This is a genomic window from Agromyces sp. NPDC057679 (genome assembly GCF_042799635.1).
Classification (GTDB): Bacteria; Actinomycetota; Actinomycetes; order Actinomycetales; family Microbacteriaceae; genus Agromyces.
The window spans coordinates 1,308,808-1,326,882 of the sequence record NZ_JBHVIK010000001.1; the positions used below are offsets into that span (position 1 = coordinate 1,308,808).

19 protein-coding genes and 1 pseudogene are annotated in these 18,075 nt (G+C 71.3%); 9 read left to right on the forward strand and 11 right to left on the reverse strand.

The annotated features are described in order from the left end of the window. Positions 1 to 105: 105 nt before the first annotated feature. Together ACFVAJ_RS05855 and ACFVAJ_RS05860 are read right to left on the reverse strand one after the other, a co-directional pair. Positions 106 to 1,254, reverse strand: a complete 1,149-nt coding sequence (locus tag ACFVAJ_RS05855) for an agmatine deiminase family protein (RefSeq protein ID WP_376942029.1) — start codon at positions 1,252 to 1,254, stop codon at positions 106 to 108. Positions 1,255 to 1,433: 179 nt separating this feature from the next. Beyond that, the gene (locus ACFVAJ_RS05860; protein WP_376942031.1) at positions 1,434 to 1,556 is read right to left on the reverse strand and encodes a hypothetical protein; all 123 of its coding nucleotides are present in this window, start codon (positions 1,554 to 1,556) and stop codon (positions 1,434 to 1,436) included. 149 nt (positions 1,557 to 1,705) lie between these two features. Here ACFVAJ_RS05860 and ACFVAJ_RS05865 point away from each other — a divergent pair, with 149 nt between their 5' ends. Further along, positions 1,706 to 1,936 carry a hypothetical protein gene (locus ACFVAJ_RS05865; protein ID WP_376942033.1) on the forward strand — a complete coding sequence of 77 codons (231 nt, stop codon included), beginning with the start codon at positions 1,706 to 1,708 and terminating at the stop codon, positions 1,934 to 1,936. 189 nt (positions 1,937 to 2,125) lie between these two features. Here ACFVAJ_RS05865 and ACFVAJ_RS05870 read toward each other — a convergent pair whose 3' ends face one another. The 4 genes from ACFVAJ_RS05870 to proC all read right to left on the reverse strand — a co-directional run bounded on the left by ACFVAJ_RS05870 (position 2,126) and on the right by proC (position 6,129). Beyond that, entirely contained in the window at positions 2,126 to 3,433 is a 1,308-nt protein-coding gene (locus ACFVAJ_RS05870) for a DUF6596 domain-containing protein (RefSeq protein ID WP_376942035.1), read from the reverse strand. Beyond that, positions 3,430 to 3,819 (reverse strand): YciI family protein, encoded by a 390-nt coding sequence (locus tag ACFVAJ_RS05875; RefSeq protein ID WP_376942037.1) that lies wholly within the window; start codon positions 3,817 to 3,819, stop codon positions 3,430 to 3,432. The genes ACFVAJ_RS05870 and ACFVAJ_RS05875 overlap by 4 nt, the downstream gene beginning before the upstream one ends. A gap of 124 nt (positions 3,820 to 3,943) precedes the next feature. Then, a complete protein-coding gene (locus ACFVAJ_RS05880; RefSeq protein WP_376942039.1) occupies positions 3,944 to 5,269 on the reverse strand; it encodes a beta-N-acetylhexosaminidase in 1,326 nt (441 codons plus the stop codon). Continuing rightward, positions 5,266 to 6,129, reverse strand: coding sequence for a pyrroline-5-carboxylate reductase (gene proC, locus ACFVAJ_RS05885; RefSeq protein WP_376942041.1), 864 nt, complete (start codon positions 6,127 to 6,129; stop codon positions 5,266 to 5,268). The genes ACFVAJ_RS05880 and proC overlap by 4 nt, the downstream gene beginning before the upstream one ends. A gap of 24 nt (positions 6,130 to 6,153) precedes the next feature. On the opposite strand from proC, the gene ACFVAJ_RS05890 reads away from it, so the two are divergent. Next, entirely contained in the window at positions 6,154 to 7,116 is a 963-nt protein-coding gene (locus tag ACFVAJ_RS05890; protein ID WP_376942043.1) for a cation diffusion facilitator family transporter, read from the forward strand. Next, positions 7,113 to 7,850 (forward strand): gamma-glutamyl-gamma-aminobutyrate hydrolase family protein, encoded by a 738-nt coding sequence (locus ACFVAJ_RS05895; RefSeq protein WP_376942045.1) that lies wholly within the window; start codon positions 7,113 to 7,115, stop codon positions 7,848 to 7,850. The genes ACFVAJ_RS05890 and ACFVAJ_RS05895 overlap by 4 nt, the downstream gene beginning before the upstream one ends. Before the next feature lie 79 nt (positions 7,851 to 7,929). Here the strand turns inward: ACFVAJ_RS05895 and ACFVAJ_RS05900 are convergent, their stop codons facing one another. Continuing rightward, positions 7,930 to 8,715 (reverse strand): SDR family NAD(P)-dependent oxidoreductase, encoded by a 786-nt coding sequence (locus tag ACFVAJ_RS05900; RefSeq protein WP_376942046.1) that lies wholly within the window; start codon positions 8,713 to 8,715, stop codon positions 7,930 to 7,932. Positions 8,716 to 8,828: 113 nt separating this feature from the next. On the opposite strand from ACFVAJ_RS05900, the gene ACFVAJ_RS05905 reads away from it, so the two are divergent. Further along, entirely contained in the window at positions 8,829 to 9,470 is a 642-nt protein-coding gene (locus tag ACFVAJ_RS05905; RefSeq protein ID WP_376942048.1) for a TetR/AcrR family transcriptional regulator, read from the forward strand. Between the two features lie 2 nt (positions 9,471 to 9,472). Here the strand turns inward: ACFVAJ_RS05905 and tadA are convergent, their stop codons facing one another. Further along, complete coding sequence (gene tadA, locus ACFVAJ_RS05910; protein ID WP_376942050.1) at positions 9,473 to 9,964, reverse strand: tRNA adenosine(34) deaminase TadA; 492 nt, start codon at positions 9,962 to 9,964, stop codon at positions 9,473 to 9,475. Positions 9,965 to 10,008: 44 nt separating this feature from the next. Here tadA and upp point away from each other — a divergent pair, with 44 nt between their 5' ends. The 5 genes from upp to ACFVAJ_RS05935 all read left to right on the forward strand — a co-directional run bounded on the left by upp (position 10,009) and on the right by ACFVAJ_RS05935 (position 15,703). After that, positions 10,009 to 10,641 (forward strand): uracil phosphoribosyltransferase, encoded by a 633-nt coding sequence (gene upp / locus ACFVAJ_RS05915; protein WP_376942052.1) that lies wholly within the window; start codon positions 10,009 to 10,011, stop codon positions 10,639 to 10,641. Positions 10,642 to 11,141: 500 nt separating this feature from the next. After that, positions 11,142 to 11,939 (forward strand): winged helix-turn-helix domain-containing protein, encoded by a 798-nt coding sequence (locus ACFVAJ_RS05920; protein WP_376942054.1) that lies wholly within the window; start codon positions 11,142 to 11,144, stop codon positions 11,937 to 11,939. Between the two features lie 294 nt (positions 11,940 to 12,233). Beyond that, positions 12,234 to 12,677 carry a MarR family winged helix-turn-helix transcriptional regulator gene (locus ACFVAJ_RS05925; RefSeq protein ID WP_376942056.1) on the forward strand — a complete coding sequence of 148 codons (444 nt, stop codon included), beginning with the start codon at positions 12,234 to 12,236 and terminating at the stop codon, positions 12,675 to 12,677. A gap of 133 nt (positions 12,678 to 12,810) precedes the next feature. Then, the gene (locus tag ACFVAJ_RS05930) at positions 12,811 to 14,262 is read left to right on the forward strand and encodes an anaerobic C4-dicarboxylate transporter family protein (RefSeq protein WP_376942058.1); all 1,452 of its coding nucleotides are present in this window, start codon (positions 12,811 to 12,813) and stop codon (positions 14,260 to 14,262) included. Between the two features lie 91 nt (positions 14,263 to 14,353). After that, positions 14,354 to 15,703 carry a M20/M25/M40 family metallo-hydrolase gene (locus ACFVAJ_RS05935; protein WP_376942060.1) on the forward strand — a complete coding sequence of 450 codons (1,350 nt, stop codon included), beginning with the start codon at positions 14,354 to 14,356 and terminating at the stop codon, positions 15,701 to 15,703. 325 nt (positions 15,704 to 16,028) lie between these two features. On the opposite strand, the gene ACFVAJ_RS05940 is transcribed toward ACFVAJ_RS05935, so the two are convergent. The 3 genes and pseudogenes from ACFVAJ_RS05940 to ACFVAJ_RS05950 form a co-directional block, all read right to left on the reverse strand. Then, the gene (locus ACFVAJ_RS05940; RefSeq protein WP_376942062.1) at positions 16,029 to 16,328 is read right to left on the reverse strand and encodes a GNAT family N-acetyltransferase; all 300 of its coding nucleotides are present in this window, start codon (positions 16,326 to 16,328) and stop codon (positions 16,029 to 16,031) included. Then, positions 16,325 to 16,777 carry an Hsp20/alpha crystallin family protein gene (locus ACFVAJ_RS05945; RefSeq protein ID WP_376942064.1) on the reverse strand — a complete coding sequence of 151 codons (453 nt, stop codon included), beginning with the start codon at positions 16,775 to 16,777 and terminating at the stop codon, positions 16,325 to 16,327. Before ACFVAJ_RS05945 ends, ACFVAJ_RS05940 begins: the two co-directional genes overlap by 4 nt. Positions 16,778 to 16,925: 148 nt before the next feature. Then, positions 16,926 to 18,020, reverse strand: a pseudogene (locus ACFVAJ_RS05950) (DUF998 domain-containing protein); the annotation flags it as partial. Between the last annotated feature and the right edge of the window lie 55 nt (positions 18,021 to 18,075).

Below are 18,075 nucleotides of genomic sequence, written 5' to 3' on the forward strand. Positions count from 1 at the left end.
AACAGCCCCGGCGCGCCCGCGAACGGGTGCGCCGGGGCTGCGGCAGGACAGCAGCTCACCCGGCGAGGCGGCACGGGGATCGCGCGCCGCGTCAGCGACTCGAGGTCACTCCTCGGGCTCGCCCGGCAGGTCGTGCGTCGCGCAGTGGATGCCGCCGCCGCCCGACGCGATGGTGTCGATCGCGACCGGGACGATCTCGCGGTCGGGGAAGTGCTCCTGCAGGATGTCCTGCGCACGACGGTCGGCGCTCCGGTCGCCGAACTCGGGCAGGAAGACGGCGCCGTTGGCCACGTAGAAGTTCACGTACGACGCGAGGAAGTCGTCGCCCTCGCCCCGGATCTTCGCGAAGTCGGGCTGCGGCAGCTCGACGACCTCGATCGCGCGCCCCCTGGCATCCGTCGCCCCGTCGAGCACCGAGCGCGCCTGCGCGCTCGAACGCGACCACACGTCGTCGGGCGCGCCTGGCCCGGGCACGTCGAGCAGCACCACGCCGGGCGCGACGAAGCGCACGAGCGAGTCGACGTGGGCGTCGGTGATGTCCTCGCCGTAGACGCCGTCGAACCAGATGACCTTCCGCATGCCGAGGAGCTCGATCAGCTCGGCCTCGATGTCATCGCGCGAGAGCCCCGGGTTGCGGTTGTCGTTCACGATCGAGCTCTCGGTGACGAGGAGGGTGCCCTGCCCGTCAGTCTCGAGCGAACCGCCCTCTGCGACGAGCGAGGCGACGATGCGCGGGATCTCGAACTCGGCGAGGACTGCCGCCGAGACCCCTGCGTCATGGTCGTGGAACTGCTTGTCGCCCCAGCCGTTGAAGTTGAAGTCGACCCCCTCGAGGCCGTTCGGCCCCTCGACGAAGACCGGCACGGTGTCGCGCGCCCAGAGGTCGTCGACGGGCACGGTCAGGATCTCGACGTCGGAGCCCGCCTCGTACGCGGCATCCTCTTCGTCGCCCGGCGAGGCGAGCAGCACGACCGGCTCGTAGGCGGCGATCGTCGCCGCGAGCGTCGCGATGTCGTCGCGCACGTACTGCAGGTCTTCGCCCCAGATCGCCTCGGTCGGCCACGACATGACGGTGAGCTCGTGCGGCTCCCATTCGGCTCCGAGCCTGCGGGCCATGGCGGCCTCCCCTTCGGTCGGGCCCGGCGTCTTCGTGCCGGGGTTCGTCGTCGGGGCGCAGCCGGCCGCGCCGACGCCGAGCAGGCCGATGCCCGCCGCGGTGAGCACCCCTCGTCGAGAGATCAGGAATCCCGACATGCTCCACCTCCTAGAATTGGATATCATCCAATATAGGTGGAGGCGTCGCCTCGCCCTCGCTGAACGATCCGCTCCATGGCGCATTCACAGCGTGGCACACGCGCCCGCCGGGCGACCGGAGCAGAGCTTCGCGACCGGCGCCAGCGCCGACCGGATCACCCCGGTCGACGCGGCGCGGGTCACCGCTTCCGCGGCTTGATCAACCCCTCGTCGAGCTTCTCGCGCTTCTGCGCGCGCTTCTCCTTGAGCGAGAGCTGGGCGGTCTTCTTCGCGCCGTTTCCGCGCGGGGACTTCTTCGACATTCGAGCTCGCTTCCCTTCATCAGCTGGCGGGCTTCCGAAGACCATAGCCCGCTTCCACGAGGAAGTCACTTCGGGTGGGAAATGGCACCTGTTCAGGAAATTTTCTCCGGCTCGGGCTATGCTGGAAGGTCATGCGAAAGGAGGTGGACATGCGCAGGATCCCCCTGATCCCCGCCATCATGATCGTCGCGACCTGGCTGTTCGCGGTCGGGTTCGTGCTCGCGTACGAACTGCGGCCGGGCGAGCAGCTCGAGGCCGACGCCGTCGCCGGCGCGGTCGGCATCGGTGCCGTCACGGTCGCCGTCGTCGGCGTCGTCGCCGGCATCGCGTGGCTCGCCGCCGGGCCCGCACGCCGCAGGCTCGCCGCAGCCCGCGGCTGACCGGGCGAGCTGCTCGAACGGGCACGAACGCCCGGAACGAGCCCGCCTCGTGACGAGCCGTCGGCACCCGCCGACACGCCGCCTCGGAGACGGATGGGCGGCGTGTCGCGCGCCGAGTCCGACGACTCGTCAGCCTGCACCACCGATGCCTCGTCGCACGGCCACGGCCACAGCCACGCATCGTCGGCGCTACGAGGCCGAGCCGGCGCCAGTGCCGGCGCGCGCCAGGCAGAACCGGCGCACCGGTTCGGTCGGCACGAGCCCGGCGAGTCGCGAGTACTCCGCGGATGCCTCCTCACGGCGCCCGGTGCGCCACGCGAGGTCCGCCAGCGCGAGGCTCGCGTCGATCGCGGCGTACGGCGCAGCGCCCTCGGCGAGCGCGCGCAGTTCGTGTTCGACGGCACGCAGCCGCGCGGTCCGCTCCCCCGACGGCGGTGCGAGCAGCGCACGGTGCAGTTCGGCCGACAGCCGTGCGACGGTGACCGACGGCGCTCCCCAGACCCGCTCGAGGGCACGGTAGAAGTCGACGACCCGGGCCCAATCGGTCTCGGCGAAGCTCGGCGCGGTGCTGTGCAGGCCCGCGATCGCCGCCTCGAGCACGAAGCGGCCGTCGCCGCGCTCGGCGGCCGCCGCCGCGTCGTCGAGCCCCGCTTCGATGAGGCGGCGATCCCAACGACGGCGGTCGACCTCGTCGAGGGGCACGGCCGCACCGGTCGCGTCGAGGCGCCCGGGTCTGCGGGCGAGCCCCAGCCGGATCACCGCCCGCAGGCCGCGCACCTCGGCGTCGTCGGGGTACTCGGCGACGAGCGCATCGGCGATCGACAGCGACTGCCGCCCGAGGTCGTCGAGCGGGGTCTGCGGGTCGAGCACGTCGCGGTGCGCCACCGTGAACATGCCCGCGACGCTCGCGAGCACGACCGGCAGCCGCACGCGCCGCTCGGGCGCCTCGGGCACGTGGAACCGCCCGCGCGCCTCGGCGAGCGCGCGCTTCGCCCGGGTCAGCCGGGCCGCGGCCGCCGAAGGCTGCACGCCGAGATGGGCCGCGATGCGCGGCACGTCGAGCCCGCACACGAGCCGCAGCGCGAGCACGAGTCGCGCCTGCTCGGTGAGCGCGGGATCGCACGCCACGAAGAGCAGGGCGACGCGGTCGTCGAGCGCACCGCTCGTGCGGGTTCCACCCATCGAGGATGCCGCGTCCGAGACATCCCCGTCGTCGTGCAGCCCGGCCGAATCGGCGGCGAGCTGCTGCGCGTGCCGTTGCTCGGTGGCCGCCCGGCGCCGATCGTCGATGAACGCCCGCTTGCCGACCGCGATGCACCAGGCTGCGAGCGAGCCGAGCGGCGGGCCGTCACCGGCCTGGGCGACGGCCCGCGCGACGGCCTCGGCCGCGTACTCCTGCGCGTCGTCGACGCTGCCCGTGTAGGCGGCGAGCGCACGCACGATCCGCGGCCAGGCGTCGACGAAGTCCTCGCCCAGTTCGGCGATCGGGTCGGTCACGAGACCGGGAACACCTTGCGCCACTCGATGTGGCCGCCCGTGGGCACGAGCGCCGCGATCTGTCGTGCGAGCCGCTCGTCGTCGGTCTCGACGAGGTAGTAGCCCGAGACGACCTCGCTCGTGTCGGGGTACGGCCCGTCGGAGTAGACGGCGTCGTCGAGCGCACGGTCGCCGGCGCCGGGGGTGACCTGCCCTCCGTGCCGCGCGTTCTGCAGTGCGGCACCGCCGACGAGGCGAGCGCCGAGCTTCACGACGGCCTCCTGGAAGGCGTGGTGGGCGGGGAAGTTTGACTCGGGCTCGCCACCGGGAACGCCGTCGCGCGCGCCCAGGTACGCGTCGGAGTCCCAGTCGGGCTCGTGGATGAGGTACATGTACGTGTCGGTCATGGCGTCTCCTTCGTCGGGCCCGTCACGGGCCTGTGACGACGTTCGTCACACCATGGTGACGAACTCGGCCGCTCGAAATCGACATCGTTCGCAGAAATCCCCGTCGACCGAGGGGTGCGGCGCCCTACTCGACCGACCGCTGCGAGCGCAGCGTCGCCGTGAGGCGCTCGAGCTCGGCGAGCCGGTCGGCCCGCTCCCGCGGCACGCCGGGCACACCCGGCCGCTGCTGATCGGGTCGCGGTCCGTCGAGGGGCCGGGCGTCGACGCCCTGCGCGTCGAGCCAGGCGAGGTAGGCGGGCAGCCGCTCGGCGAACGCCGCCCAGTCGAGCGGGCCGCCGTTCCAGGCCACCTCGGCGAAGGCCCCGAGCCGCGGGAAGACGGCGTAGTCGAGCCGGTCGCGGGTGTCGAGGTGCTCGGTCCAGACGTTCGCCTGCACTCCGGCGATGCGAGACGCGTACCAGTCGGGCGCGTCCGCCGGCACGGGGTCGAACGTCGCGACGTCCTCGAGCGAGAGCACGGTGCCGACCGGGATCGGCTCCTCCGGGGCATCCGACTGGCGGTAATCGAAGTAGGTCCAGAGGTCGGGGCAGAGCACGACCTCGTGCCCGAGCCGCGCGCCGAGCTCGGCGCCGACGGGCCCGCGCCACGAGGCGACGACCGCGTCGGGCGCGGGGTCGCGACCCTCGAGCATCTCGTCCCAGCCGACGACGCGGCGTCCGTGCCCGCGCAGGCGGTCGGCGATCCGGGCGAGGAACCACGACTGCAACTCCTCCTCGTCGGCCAGGCCGCGCTCGGCCATGAGCTCCTGCGTGCGCGCGTCCTCGTTCCAGAGCCGCTTGCGCGCCTCGTCGCCGCCGATGCCGATGAACTCCGAGTCGAACACCTCGCACAGCTCGTCGAACACGGTGCCGACGAACTCGAGCGTGGCCTCCTCGACGTTCAGCACTTCGTCGCTGATCCCGTAGCGCGTCCACGGTTCGGCGACCCGTGCGCGCACCGTGTCGGCTCCGCCGACCCCGAACTCGGGATACGCGGCGAGGATCGCCTGCGCGTGCCCCGGCACGTCGATCTCGGGCACGATGCGGATGCCGCGCTCCGCCGCGAACCGCACGAGCCCCCGCAATTCGTGCTGGGTGTACGAGCCCGCGTGGGGCACGCCGTCGAGCGTCGAACGCGGCCCATGGCCGAGCTGCGACTGTGAGCGTCGCCCGCCGATCTCGGTGAGGCGCGGGTAGGCGCGCACCTCGAAGCGCCAGCCCTGGTCGTCGGTGAGGTGCAGCTGCAGCACGTTGAGCCCGTGCGCGGCGAGCAGTTCGACGAAGCGCTCGAGCTCGGCGATCGGGCGGAACCGCCGGGCGACGTCGAGCATGACGCCGCGCCAGGCGAAGCGCGGCTCGCCGTCGAGCCGAAGGCCGGCGGCGGGGCTCACCCGGACGTGGGCCGCGCTCACGCGCCGGCCGCCATCTCGCGGGCGCGGGCGAGCGCCGCGTCGGTGGCGCGGTCGAAGGTCTGCTTGAGCGCGGCCTCCTCGAGCACGGCGACGGCCCGCTCGGTCGTGCCCTTCGGGCTCGTCACCCGGCGGCGCAGCTCGGCGGGCTCCTCCCCCGAGGCCGCGAGCAGCTCGCTCGCTCCGCGGAAGGTGCCCTGCACCATCGTCGCCGCCTGCTCGGGCGTGAAGCCCTTGTCGATCGCAGTGGCGGTGAGCTGCTCGATCAGGTAGAAGACGTACGCCGGCCCCGAGCCCGAGATGGTCGAGAGGGCGTCGAGCTGCGACTCGGGCACGACGAGCACCTCGCCGACGGTCTCGAACATCGCGACGGCGAGCGCGAGGTCGTCGTCGCTCGAGCGGGTGCCGGCCGAGACCCCGGTGACGGCGCGGCCGACGACGGCGGGGGTGTTCGGCATCGAGCGGATGACCGAGACCCCGGCGGGCAGCAGCGCCTCGAAGGTCGCGACGGTGACGCCCGCGGCGACCGAGACGACGACGGTGCCGGGTTCGAGGGCGTCGGCGATCTCGCGGAGGAGGTCGGGCACCATCGCGGGCTTCACGGCGACGACCACGAGCTTCGCGCCGGCGACCGCGCGGCGGTTCGCTGCGGCATCCGATTCGGTGGCGTACGCGGTGACGCCGTCGACGCCCCCGAAGGCGGCCGCCTTCTCGGCGGTGCGGTTCGTGGTGCGGATGCCCCCGTCGACGACGACGCCCGGCTGGAGGAGGCCCGAGATGACGGCCCCGGCCATCGATCCGGCGCCGAGGAAGGCGATGGGGGGAAGGGTCACGGTCGCTGACTCGGATGCTTCGGGGGTCATGGCGACCATCCTAGGATTGTCGCCATGAGCGCATCCGGCGGCACCAAAGCAATCATCGCGGCATTCCTCGCCAACACGGGCATCGCCCTGACGAAGTTCATCGCGTGGTTCTTCTCGGGCTCCGCCTCGATGCTCGCCGAGGGCGTGCACTCGCTCGCCGACGCCGGTAACCAGCTGCTCCTCATCCTCGGCGGACGCAAGGCGAAGAAGGCCGCCGACAAGGAGCATCCCTTCGGTTACGGGCGCGAGCGCTACGTCTACGCCTTCGTCGTCTCCATCATCCTGTTCTCGGTCGGCGGCATCTTCTCGATCTACGAGGGCGTCGACAAGCTGACGCACCCGCACGAGCTCGAGAACGCCTGGCTGCCGATGCTCGTGCTGACCATCGCGATCGTGCTCGAGTCGTTCTCGCTGCGCACCGCGGTGAAGGAGTCGAACCACGTGCGCGGGCGGCAGAGCTGGGTGCAGTTCGTGCGTCGGGCGAAGGCGCCCGAGCTGCCCGTCGTGCTCCTGGAGGACATCGCGGCGCTCATCGGCCTCGTCTTCGCCTTCCTCGCCGTCGGCCTCACGGTCATCACCGGCAACCCGCTGTTCGACGCGATCGGCACGCTCATGATCGGCACGCTCCTGGTGCTCGTCGCGATCGTCCTCGGCATCGAGACGAAGTCGCTGCTCGTCGGCGAGGGCGCGAACGACGACGACGTCGCGAAGATCGAGGAGGCCATCACGGCGGGCCCCGAGATCGAGCGCATCATCCACATGAAGACCCTCTACCTCGGGCCCGACGAGCTGCTCGTCGCCGCCAAGCTCGGCTTCGCCGCCGACCAGCGCCTGCTCGAGGTCGCCGCCGCGACGAACGTGATCGAGCAGCGCATCCGCCACGCGGTGCCCGCCGCGCGGGTCATCTACATCGAGCCCGACGTGTACGTCGAGCCGAACCAGCCGGCACCGCCGACCGACGCGATCGTCATCAAGGGCCTCGAGTGAGCGCTGCCGCCGGCGCCGAAGGGCGCCGCGTGGCGCTCGTGCTGCGGCACGACTCGGCGATCGGCCTCGGCAACCTCGGCGAGACGCTCGAGGGTCGCGGCTACGAGATCGTCACCGTCGACGCCCCCACGGCGGATGTCTCGGCGCTCGACCCGCTCGACGCCGACCTCGTGATCGTGCTCGGCGGCGACGAGGCGGCGTACGAGTCCGACCGCTACCCCTACCTCGCCGACGAGATCGAACTGCTGCGCGAGCGCATCGCCGCCGAGGCGCCGATCTTCGGCGTGTGCCTCGGTGCGCAGCTGCTCGCCGAGTCCCTCGGCGGACGTGCCTACAAGGGCGACGGCAAGGAGGTCGGCTGGCTGACGGTCGAGCCGACCGAGGCGGGCGCCGCCTCACCCGTGCGGCACTTCGCCGGCGTGCCGACCGTGCAGTGGCACGGCGACAGCTTCGAACTGCCCGACGATGCGGGGCTCACCCGCCTCGCCTCCTCGGCCCGGTACGAGAACCAGGCGTTCGCGAAGGGCGACTGGCTGCTCGCGGTGCAGTTCCACCCCGAGGTCGACGACGCGATCCACGAGGACTGGCTCGAGGCCTGGGGTGACGAGCTGCCCGAGTACGGGCTCAGCCGCGAGCGGCTGCGCGCGGAGCGCGCCGTGCACGGGCCGCGTGCGCAGGAGGCATCCGCCCTGCTGCTCGGCGAGTACCTCGACGGGCTCGCAGCCCGCGGCTGAACCCCGTTCACGCCGCTGAACCCCGGACATCCGGGGTTCAGCCACGCAGACGGGGTTCAGTGCCGGCGAACGGCGACGATCAGAAGTGCGTGCCGCCGTCGATGCGTACCTCGGTGCCGGTGATGAAGGCGCCGTCGGCGCTCGCGAGCATCGCGACGACCGAGGCGACCGTCTCGGGTCCGGCGAAGCCCTGGCCGAGGGCGGGCGACAGCTTCATGAAGAGCATCATGTCGGCGTCCTCGGGCAGGCCGGGGCCCTGGCTCTGCTTGGACTGGCCCGAGCCGTCGGTCATGCCCGAGGAGATGGAGCCGGGCTGCACCGAGTTGAAGCGGACGCCCTGCTTCGCGTACTCGGCGGCGAGCGCGTGGGTCATCGACTGCACGCCGCCCTTGCTCGCGGCATAGGCCGCCATGTAGGGGTGGGCGAACGTCGCCGAGGTCGAGCTGAAGTTGACCACGGCCGCGCCGTCGCCCTCGAGCAGTGCGGGGATCGCCTCGCGGATCACGAGGAACGTGCCGACGAGGTTCACGCGGACGACCTGCTCGAAGGCATCGAGCGTGGTCTCGTGGGTGTGCGAGGAGCGGAGGATGCCCGCGGCGTTGACGAGCGAGTCGAGCCCGCCGAGTGCGCTGACCGCGGCGGCGACGCCCTCGCGAACGGATGCCTCGTCGGCGATGTTCATCGTCACGGTGGTCAGCCGCTCGGCAGCCTCGCCGGCCTTCGCGACGGTGTCGGCGAGGCCGGCCTCGCTGACGTCGGCGGCGACGACCCGGCCGCCTTCGGCGAGCATGCGCAGCACGGTCGCCTGTCCGATGCCCGATCCGCCGCCGGTGACGAGTGCGCGGCGGCCTTCATAGCGGTTCATGTGTTTCGACCTTTCACTGGGAGGCTGTTTCACTACACGCTACGCCTGCATGGCACATCGTGCCACTCTGGCCAGAACCGACATCTGGTGAAGAATTCGCGTACGCTGCGATCGTGGAACCCAGCACCCCGAGCCCGACGCTCACCGAACGCCGCAAGGCCGCGACCCAGCTCGAGATCGCGCGCGCCGCAGCGGTGCTGTTCGCCGAGCACGGAGCCGACCGCGTCACGGCCGAGGCCATCGCGGCGGACGCCGGGGTGTCGCTGCGCACCTTCTACCGCTACTTCCGCAGCAAGGAGGACGCGATCGGCCCCCTGCTCGCCGTCGGGGCGGGCGCCTGGCAGAGCGCGCTCGCGGCCTCCGAGCGCGGAGACCCGATCGCCTCCGTTCCCGCGATCATCGCCCAACAGCTCACTCCGCGCGACGACGAGGCTCGCGAGGGCCTGCGCTGGACGCGCGGCGTGCTCCGCGCCGCCGAGGGCGATCCGGCGCTGCTCGGCGTGTGGCACCGCGTGAACCACGACTCGGAGTCGCGCCTCCGCCAGATCATCGCCGAGCTCGTCGACGACGCCGACCCGTTCGAGGTGCGCCTCGCCGCGGCAGCCGCGACCGATGCGATCCGCGTGGGCCTCGAGGCCTGGGCCGCGGGCGACGGCCCCGACGAGGGGCCCGGGTCGCCCGCCGACCTCGCCGTGCGCGCGTTCGCGCAGCTGTCGCACGGCATCGCCCTCGTGCCCGACGCGACAGGCCGGTAGCCCTACCCGGTGGGAGCGGGCGGTCGTCGCAGCGGATCCTCGAAGAAGTCGAGCAGCAGGCGGGCCGACGCCTCGGCCTCGACCCCCGCGAACACCTCGACGCGGTGGTTGAGCCGCCGGTCGCGCAGCACGTCGTAGAGCGAGCCCGCGGCCCCCGCCTTCTCGTCCCACGCGCCGAAGACCACGGTCGGCACCCGGGCGGCGAGGATCGCCCCCGCGCACATCACGCACGGCTCGAGGGTGACGACGAGCGTGCACCCCTCGAGCCGCCAGTCGCCGGTGGCCTCGGCGGCGGTGCGCAGGGCCAGCAGTTCGGCGTGCGCGGTCGGGTCGCCGTCGCGTTCGCGTTCGTTGCGTCGCGCCGCGATGACCGCGCCCGAGGCATCGACGACGATCGCGCCGACGGGCACGTCGCGGGTCGCGGGCGCCTGGGCGGCTTCGGCGAGCGCGAGCCGCATCCACTCGCGGTGGAGCGCCGGCCCCGGTGCATCCATGCAGCTCTCCCCTCGCGAGACCCCCGCAAACTAGAATCGAGCCTATGCGAGTCCACGTTGCCGATCACCCGCTCATCACCCACAAACTGACGGTGCTCCGCGACGTGAACACCCCGTCGCCCGTCTTCCGCTCGCTCGTCGAAGAACTGATGACGCTGCTCGCGTACGAGGGCACGCGGAACGTGCGCGTCTCGCCGGTCGACATCCAGACGCCGGTGGCACCGACCACGGGCGTGCGCATCGCCGAGCCGAAGCCGCTCGTCGTGCCGATCCTCCGCGCCGGCCTCGGCATGCTCGAGGGCATGGTCAAGCTCGTGCCGACGGCCGAGGTCGGGTTCCTCGGCATGGCGCGCAACGAAGAGACCCTCGAACCGGCGACGTACGCCGAGCGCCTGCCCGACGACCTCTCGGGCCGCCAGTGCTTCGTGCTCGACCCGATGCTCGCGACGGGCGGCTCGCTCGCCGCGGCGATGGAGTACCTCTTCCAGCGCGGTGCCGACGACGTGACGGCGATCTGCATCCTCGGCACGCCCGAGGGCCTCGAGGCGGTCGAGAAGGCGATGCACGGCCGCGAGGTCACCATCGTGCTCGGTGCGGTCGACGAGCGCCTCAACGAGCACGGCTTCATCGTGCCGGGCCTCGGCGACGCGGGCGACCGCCTCTACGGCACGGTATAAGGGCGCCCTGAACCCTCTCCTTCGCAGATTCTTCGCTCCACGACACGCCGAGGCGCAGATCGACTGCGGAAGATTTTCGAGATTCGCATCTGATCGCAGAATCTTTCATGCGAGGCATCCGGTCATCTGATTCCTCCGGATGCCTCGCGCTGACGCGCACCCACTGCGACGTCACACCCCGTCATCCGACGGACATGAATTGACACATGCTCGACCGTCGGATTTACTCGCACCCATGACTGACAACGCACGCACCCTGACCGCCCTCGGCGCTCTCAGGACGAACGACATGATGATGTCGTCGCGTGCACCCATGTGTTGTCGAATGTGCCGCTGACCGCGACCCCTCCGCCGAGTCACGCAGCCGATCAGCATCCCGATCGGCACGGACTCCACTGAACCCACCGAGTCTCGGGGGTTCGCCAGGCCGATCGGCCGTTCGTTCACGACCCCGCAGACCGGGGTCTCCTGCAGCACCCTTCGACACAAGGATTCCCGTCATGCCTCTCGCACTCGCTCCCGTCCGCACCGCTTCCGTCCGTCCCGTGCAGGCCCGCACCGCTCCGTCGCTGTCGGCCGCGACCTCGGCCGCGCCGCTCCGCTCGCTCTCGAGCGTCGCCGCCGCCGACCGCTCCCCCGCTCCCGCCGCCGCGCCGGCCGCGCCGGCCGGACCCCGCGTCCGCGCCGTGCCCGAGGGCACCGAGGCCCGCGGCTTCGTGCTCTACGTCGGCATCGACGAGGCGAAGGCCGCCGAGGACGGCACGACCCTCCACCGCATCGTCGAGGCGCTTCGCGCGCTGACGGCCGAGGTCTCGCCCTCGTCCGAGACCTACGCCGCCGTCGCGCTGGCCCCCGAGGGCGCCGGCGGCCGCGACGTCGACGTCGTGCGCCTCGCCCTGCAGGACCCGTCGGCGCTCGCGAAGCAGCGCGACGGCCAGGGCGTCCGCGACGACGCCGACCGCCACCCCAACGGCGTGATCATCGACATCTCGCGCAAGCGCGTGCTGCTCGACGGCGAGGCCGCCGGCCTCACCTACAAGGAGTTCGAGCTGCTCCAGTACCTCGTGCTGCGCGAGGGCCGCACGATCGACCGCCACGAGCTCATCGAGAGCCTCTGGGACGCCGACGACGAGGCCCCCAGCGAGCGCACGATCGACGTGCACGTGCGTCGCCTGCGTTCGAAGCTCGCGCACTACCAGGACATCGTGCGCACCGTGCGCGGCGTCGGCTACCGCTTCGACCGTCACGCCGACGTGTCGATCCGCCAGGCCTCGACGCCCTCGCCCGACCTGTACTGACGCGCCGGCCGCCGCCGCGACGAACGCCGTCGGCGGCAGTTCCGAAAAATCACGAAACGATAACTAGCGCCTGTTACCGATCCGTTATATATTCGGAAGTGCGCCGAACGTTTGCTGTGGCGGACGGCGCGGAATGTGATTGCAGGACACTCTTGGTGCAAGGGCGAGGGCCGGTCGTCAGCCTCTACGACCGGCCCTCAACCGTTTCCGGAGTGCCTCGTTTTCCTCTGCCGAGTCCCTCCTTCCTCCGCCGATTCCCTAATGTTGGTTGAGTCGAAGACGAAGGGAGCCCCGATGGCCGAACGCGCACTCACGGTCGCTGCATGGGAGGCGCTCTTCCGCACCCAGGTGACGACCATGCGAGAGCTCGCCGCGGAGTTCCCGACCGAACTCATGTCACTGAACGAGTACGACGTGCTCTTCAACATCTCGCGTGCGCCAGGCCGACGGCTGCGGCTGAAGGAGCTCAACCGCAACTCGCTCATCACCCAGCCGAGCATCAGCCGCCTCATCGACCGGCTCACCGCACGCGGCCTCGTCGTGAAGGAGCCCGACCCCGACGACGGGCGCGGCACGATCGTCGGGATCACCGACGTCGGCTTCGCGCTGTTCCGACGCGTCGCCATCCAGCACATGGACGCGATCCACCGGCAGTTCGGCGCCTCCCTCACCGAGGACGAGCTGCACACGCTCGCCGATCTGAGCGTCCGCGCGCGCCCCGAGTCCGCCCGCGACTGAAGCCGTCCCGTCGAACTCCGGCGCGCGGCATCCGGTACTGGACTCAGCCTCACCGCGCGCAGTACTGTCTGGTCAGGAGTGAGCGCCTTGCGACTCCGGGAGTGAGTTCCAGTCCATCCTGTGGGGGGATTCCATGGACATCCTGCTCGTGATTCTGCAGGCCGCCGTCGTCATCGGCGCGATCGTGCTCGGCGTTCGGACCGGCGGCCTCGGCCTCGGCCTCTGGGGCGTCGTCGGCACCGTGATCCTCGTCTTCGTGTTCCAGCTGCCACCGGGCTCCATCCCGATCGACGCCTTCTTCATCATCATCGCGGTGATCACGGCGTCGTCGGCGATGCAGGCCGCCGGCGGCATCGACTACCTGGTGTCCATCGCCTCGAAGATCATCCAGCGCAATCCGAAGCGGCTCACCTACGTCGCCCCGATCGTCGCGTTCGTCTTCACCGTGCTCTCGGGCACCTCGAACATCTTCTTCGCCCTGATCCCGGTGATCTACGAGACGGCGTACCGCAACGGGCAGCGACCCGAGCGGGCGCTGGCCTCCTCGACGGTGACGTCCGGACTCGGCATCACCGCGAGCCCGGTCTCCGCCGCGATGGCCGCGTACCTCGTGCTCATGGACGGCACCGGCTACGGGCTGCCGCAGATCCTGCTCATCACCGTTCCGGCGGCGATCGTCGCGTGCATCGCCACCTCGGCGGTGCAGCAGCGCATCGGCAAGGACCTGCTCGACGACCCGGTGTTCATGAAGCGGGTCGCCGAGGGAACCGTCGCGGTGCCCGCCTCGCTCAAGGCCCGCTACGAGGCGAAGGTCGGCGGCACCGCGGTCGCCACGGGCGCCGGCGGTGCTGCGACGGCCGGCGAGGGAGCCGGCGCATCGGTCACCGCGACCGATGTCCCGCCCGCACGCATCGAGCACCCGGTCCCCCCGGGCGGTGCGACCGCCGCGTGGATCTTCGTCACGGGCACCCTGCTCATCGTGCTGCTCGGGCTGTTCCCCAGCCTCCGCCCGGCGTTCCCCGACGAGTCGGGCGAGCTGGTGCCGATCGGCATGGCGACCCTCATCGAGATGGTCATGTTCTCGGTCGCGCTCGTCATCATCCTCGTGCGCAAGGTCAAGCCGGCCGTCGTCGTCGAGCAGCCGCTGCTGCGGGCCGGCTTCGTCGCGGCGGTGGCGCTCTTCGGCATCGCGTGGATGGCCGACACCTTCATCTCGGCGAACGAGGAGACGATCATCGAACCGCTCGGCGCGATGATCGAGGCGAACCCGCTGCTGCTCGCCGTCGCGCTGTTCGTCGTCTGCGGTCTCACGACGAGCCAGTCGGCGACCACGAACACGATGATCCCGATCGCCCTCGCGGCCGGGCTGGCACCGGGCGTGATCACGGCCATGTGGCCCTCGCTCATCGGCGTCTGGCTGTTCCCGGCGAACGGCTCCCAGATCGCCGCGGTCGAGACCGACCTGACCGGGTCGACCAAGCTGACCCAGGTGCCCGTCTGGCACTCGTTCACGATCCCGATGCTCGTCTCGTGGGTCGCCGTCGTGGCCTCCGGCCTGCTGATCCAGCTCGTCGTCCCCGTGTGATCCGTACGGCGCCACTCGGCGCACGTCGACCGTCTCGCCGCCCCGACGGCGAGCACCGAACCGTCCGTCCGTCGATCCGAGGAGGAACCAAATGAACGACCCCGGAAACGTCTCGTCCGCTGCGGCGGCGCTCATGCCCGAGGTGATCGAACGCCTCGAGACCCTCGTGCGCATCCCATCGGTCGCCTTCCCGGGATTCGATCCCGAACCGGTGCACCGCATGGGCGAGGCCGTGGTCGACCTCTTCGAGGCGGCGGGCGCCGAGGGCGTACGCCTCCTCGACGTGCCGGGCGGGTACCCCTGCGTCTACGCCGACCTGTCGGGGCCCGAGGGCTCGCCGACCGTGCTGATCTACGCCCACTACGACGTGCAGCCGGCGCCCGAGAGCCAGGGCTGGTCGAGCACGCCGTTCGAACCGGTGACGAAGGAGGACGGGCGCATCTACGGGCGCGGCGCCGCCGACGACAAGTCGGGTCTCGTCATCCACTACGGCACGCTGAAGCTCATCGGCCCCGACCGCCCGTGCCGCATCAAGATCCTCGTCGAGGGCGAGGAGGAGACGATCTCGCACCTCGAGGACTTCGTCGAGGCGAACCCCGAGCTGTTCGCCGCCGACGCCTACGTCATCGCCGACATCGGGCCGCAGAAGGTCGGCCGCCCGGGACTCACGACCGCGCTCCGCGGCGACGTCGCCTGCACGGTCACCGTGCGCACCCTCGCGAACCCGGTGCACTCGGGAATGTTCGGCGGGGCGGCGCCCGATGCGATGACCGCGATGATCCGGATCCTCGACACCCTCCATGACGAGCACGGCGACACGGTGATCCCCGGCGTCGACCGCTCCGCCTGGAGCGGCGCCGACATGGACGAGGACGTGTACCGCGAGGGCTCCGCGATCCTCCCCGGCGTCGACTTCCTCGGCACGGGCTCCCTCTCCGACCGCATCTGGGCGAAGCCCTCGGTGACCGTGCTCGGCATGGACCTGCCGAACACCGCCGAGGCGTCGAACGTGCTGCTGCCCTCGGTCACCGCGAAGCTCTCGATGCGCATCGTGCCCGGCTCGGACGGCGACGCCCAGCTCGAGGCCCTCATGTCGCACCTGCGGTCGCAGCGCCCCTGGAACTGCGAGGTCGAGGTCGAGAAGGTGAAGGTGGGTCACGCCTTCGCGGTGGATGCCTCGAACCCGGCGATCGTCGCGGCGGAGTCCGCGCTCGAGGAGGCCTACGGCGCCCCGGTCGAGAACATCGGGAGCGGCGCGTCGATTCCGCTCGTGGCGTCGCTGCAGAAGGTCTCCCCCGGCTCCGCGATCATCCTCTGGGGCGCGGAGGACACCGCGCAGTCGCGGATCCACGCCTCCGACGAATCGGTCGACCCCGGTGAGATCGAACGCATGATCGCCGCGCAGACGCTCTTCATCCGCGGGTTCGCCGAGCGGGCCTGACGCGGGCCGACAGGCCGACGGCGTGACGATGGGGTGGGAACCCTACCTCCCACCCCATCGCGGTCTCCTGAGGAGACCCTCTCGCCGAGCGACCCGAACTGAGCTCGGCGAGCCTGACCCGAGCGATCGATAGGGACATTCCGATCGCTCGGCCGTCGAGGCAAGACGGGCCGGTCCGGTCGGGTCGGACTCGGGTTGTGCTCGAAATGGTAATCCTGTGCCGGGCTCGACGCACCGCCCCCAACTGGGGGTGATTCCGTTCCCGCACACGGCGACGGCCGGTGATCCTCCGATCACCGGCCGTCGCCACCGTCACGTCACGGGCTCAGGGCCAGTCGACGGAGCTCTCGTACTCGTCGTGCCTGCGGAGGTAGGCCGCGATGAACGGGCACTCGGGCACGATGCGCTCCCCGCGCGCGACCGCATCGTCGAGCACGTGCCGCGCGAGGCGACTGCCGAGACCACGGCCCTCGTACTCGGGCTTGATGACGGTGTGGGTGAACACCACCTTCCCGGGTTCGTCGCGGTACTGCGCGAACCCGGCGCGCGCGCCGTCGACCACGAGCTCGTAGCGGTGCCGCTCGTCGAGTCGCGTGATCTCGACGACTCCCGCCTCGGCGGTCACTGCTCGACCGGCTCGACGCGGTCGCCCGCGGGCGAGGGCGTGGACGAGGCATCCGTGTGCTCGACCGCGATCTTGCGCGGCTTCGCCTTCTCGCTGACGGGGATCGTGACGCTCAGCACGCCGTTCGTGTAGTTCGCCGAGATGCGCTCGGTGTCGACGCCCTGCCCGAGGTTCAACTGGCGCAGGAACGAGGCGGCCTCGCGCTCGCGGGTGATCCACTTGACGCCGTCTCCGGCGGCGAGGGTGCGCTCAGCCCGGATCGTGAGCAACTGGCCGTCCACGTCGATGTCGACGGAGCCGGGGTCGATGCCCGGCAGGTCGGCGGTGAGGACGTAGTGGTCGCCGTCGCGGTAGAGATCCATCGGCATGCGACGCGGCCCGCGGCGGGGCTCGAACAGCGCGGACGCGACTCGGTCGAGATCGCGGAACGGGTCGTAGGCGGTGGGCATGTTTCCTCCTGGTCGGTGTTCTTGAGTCATCCCGACTCAACTCTCTACCGAACATAACGCCGAGCGCGTGGGAGGATTCCGGGTCGCCGTGCGCCGACAGCGAACGACCGTGCGAGTGGTGGCGGCCCGACGTCGTCGCGACGAGCGCGATGAGCCAGGCGAACACGAGCGTGAACGCGATGATCTCGAAGACCGTGAGGTTGAACCAGCCGAGGGCGTCGTAACCCGCCATGGCCACGAGCTCGAGCGTCAGCGCCGTGTACGAGAACACGAGGAGCCGACGAGGGATCCGCCTCGCGTACCAGCGCGCCCCGATGCAGAGGAGCGCGAACGCGAGCGCCGCCCCGAGTGCGAACGCGTTGTGGAGGTCGGTCTCGCGGTCGATCGGCACCGTGCCGACCCCCATCAGCCCGAAGCCGACGAGCCCGATGAGCACGCGCATCGTCGTGCGGGCCCCTCGACGGATGGCGAAGCCGCCGAACGCGAGCGCCCGCGTGAGCGCGCCCGACAGCCCGGCCATGCCTGCCCCCGAGACGACCACGGCGACGTTGAAGCACGCCGCGGCGAGGTCGTTCGAGGTGCCGAGCGTGCTGAAGTTGCGCGTCCACCAGTCGCCCGTCGGGGTGATGCTCATGCTCGCGAGGCTGCCGGCCGCGAGCAGCATCGCGACGAGGTTGAAGGAGCGGTACGCCTCGTGCTCGAGCGCATGCCGGTGCAGGCGGTAGGTGCCGAAGCCGAAGGTCGCCCCGAGCAGGCAGCCGATCGCGAGCGGTCCGCCCGGCAGCGGTTCGAAGGCCGCCGAGGTGAAATGCACTCCGAGCAGGGCGAGTGCCGCCCAGGCGAGTCCGTTCGCAGCCGCGCGAGGCCCCGGGGCGAGGCCGGGCAGGCGCAGGTGCGCGATCGAGGCGATCCCGGCGTGCGACGCCGAGACGGCGATGAGCGCGGCGCACACCGCCACCCCTCCCGCGAGTGCGGGAACGAGGCCGACGACGTCGAGGGCGCTCGCGGGATCGAGCGCGGCGGGCGCGAACGCGCGAGCGAGCACGACCGAGATCGCCATGGCGATCAGCAGGGCGTAGAGCCGGCGCACGAGCGAGACGAGGCGGCCCGAACGGCCCGTGGGCTCGACCATCGGCCGACCGTGCCCCTCACGGTCGGCTGCACTCGGATGCATCGTGTCGAAACACGACGCGAACCCCGAGTCGAACGAGACGGGGATCGCCCCCGCGCACACACCCCTCATAGGTCGAACCCTCGATCAACGGGAACCAGGCCTGAGGCGAGCCTACTGACGGCCG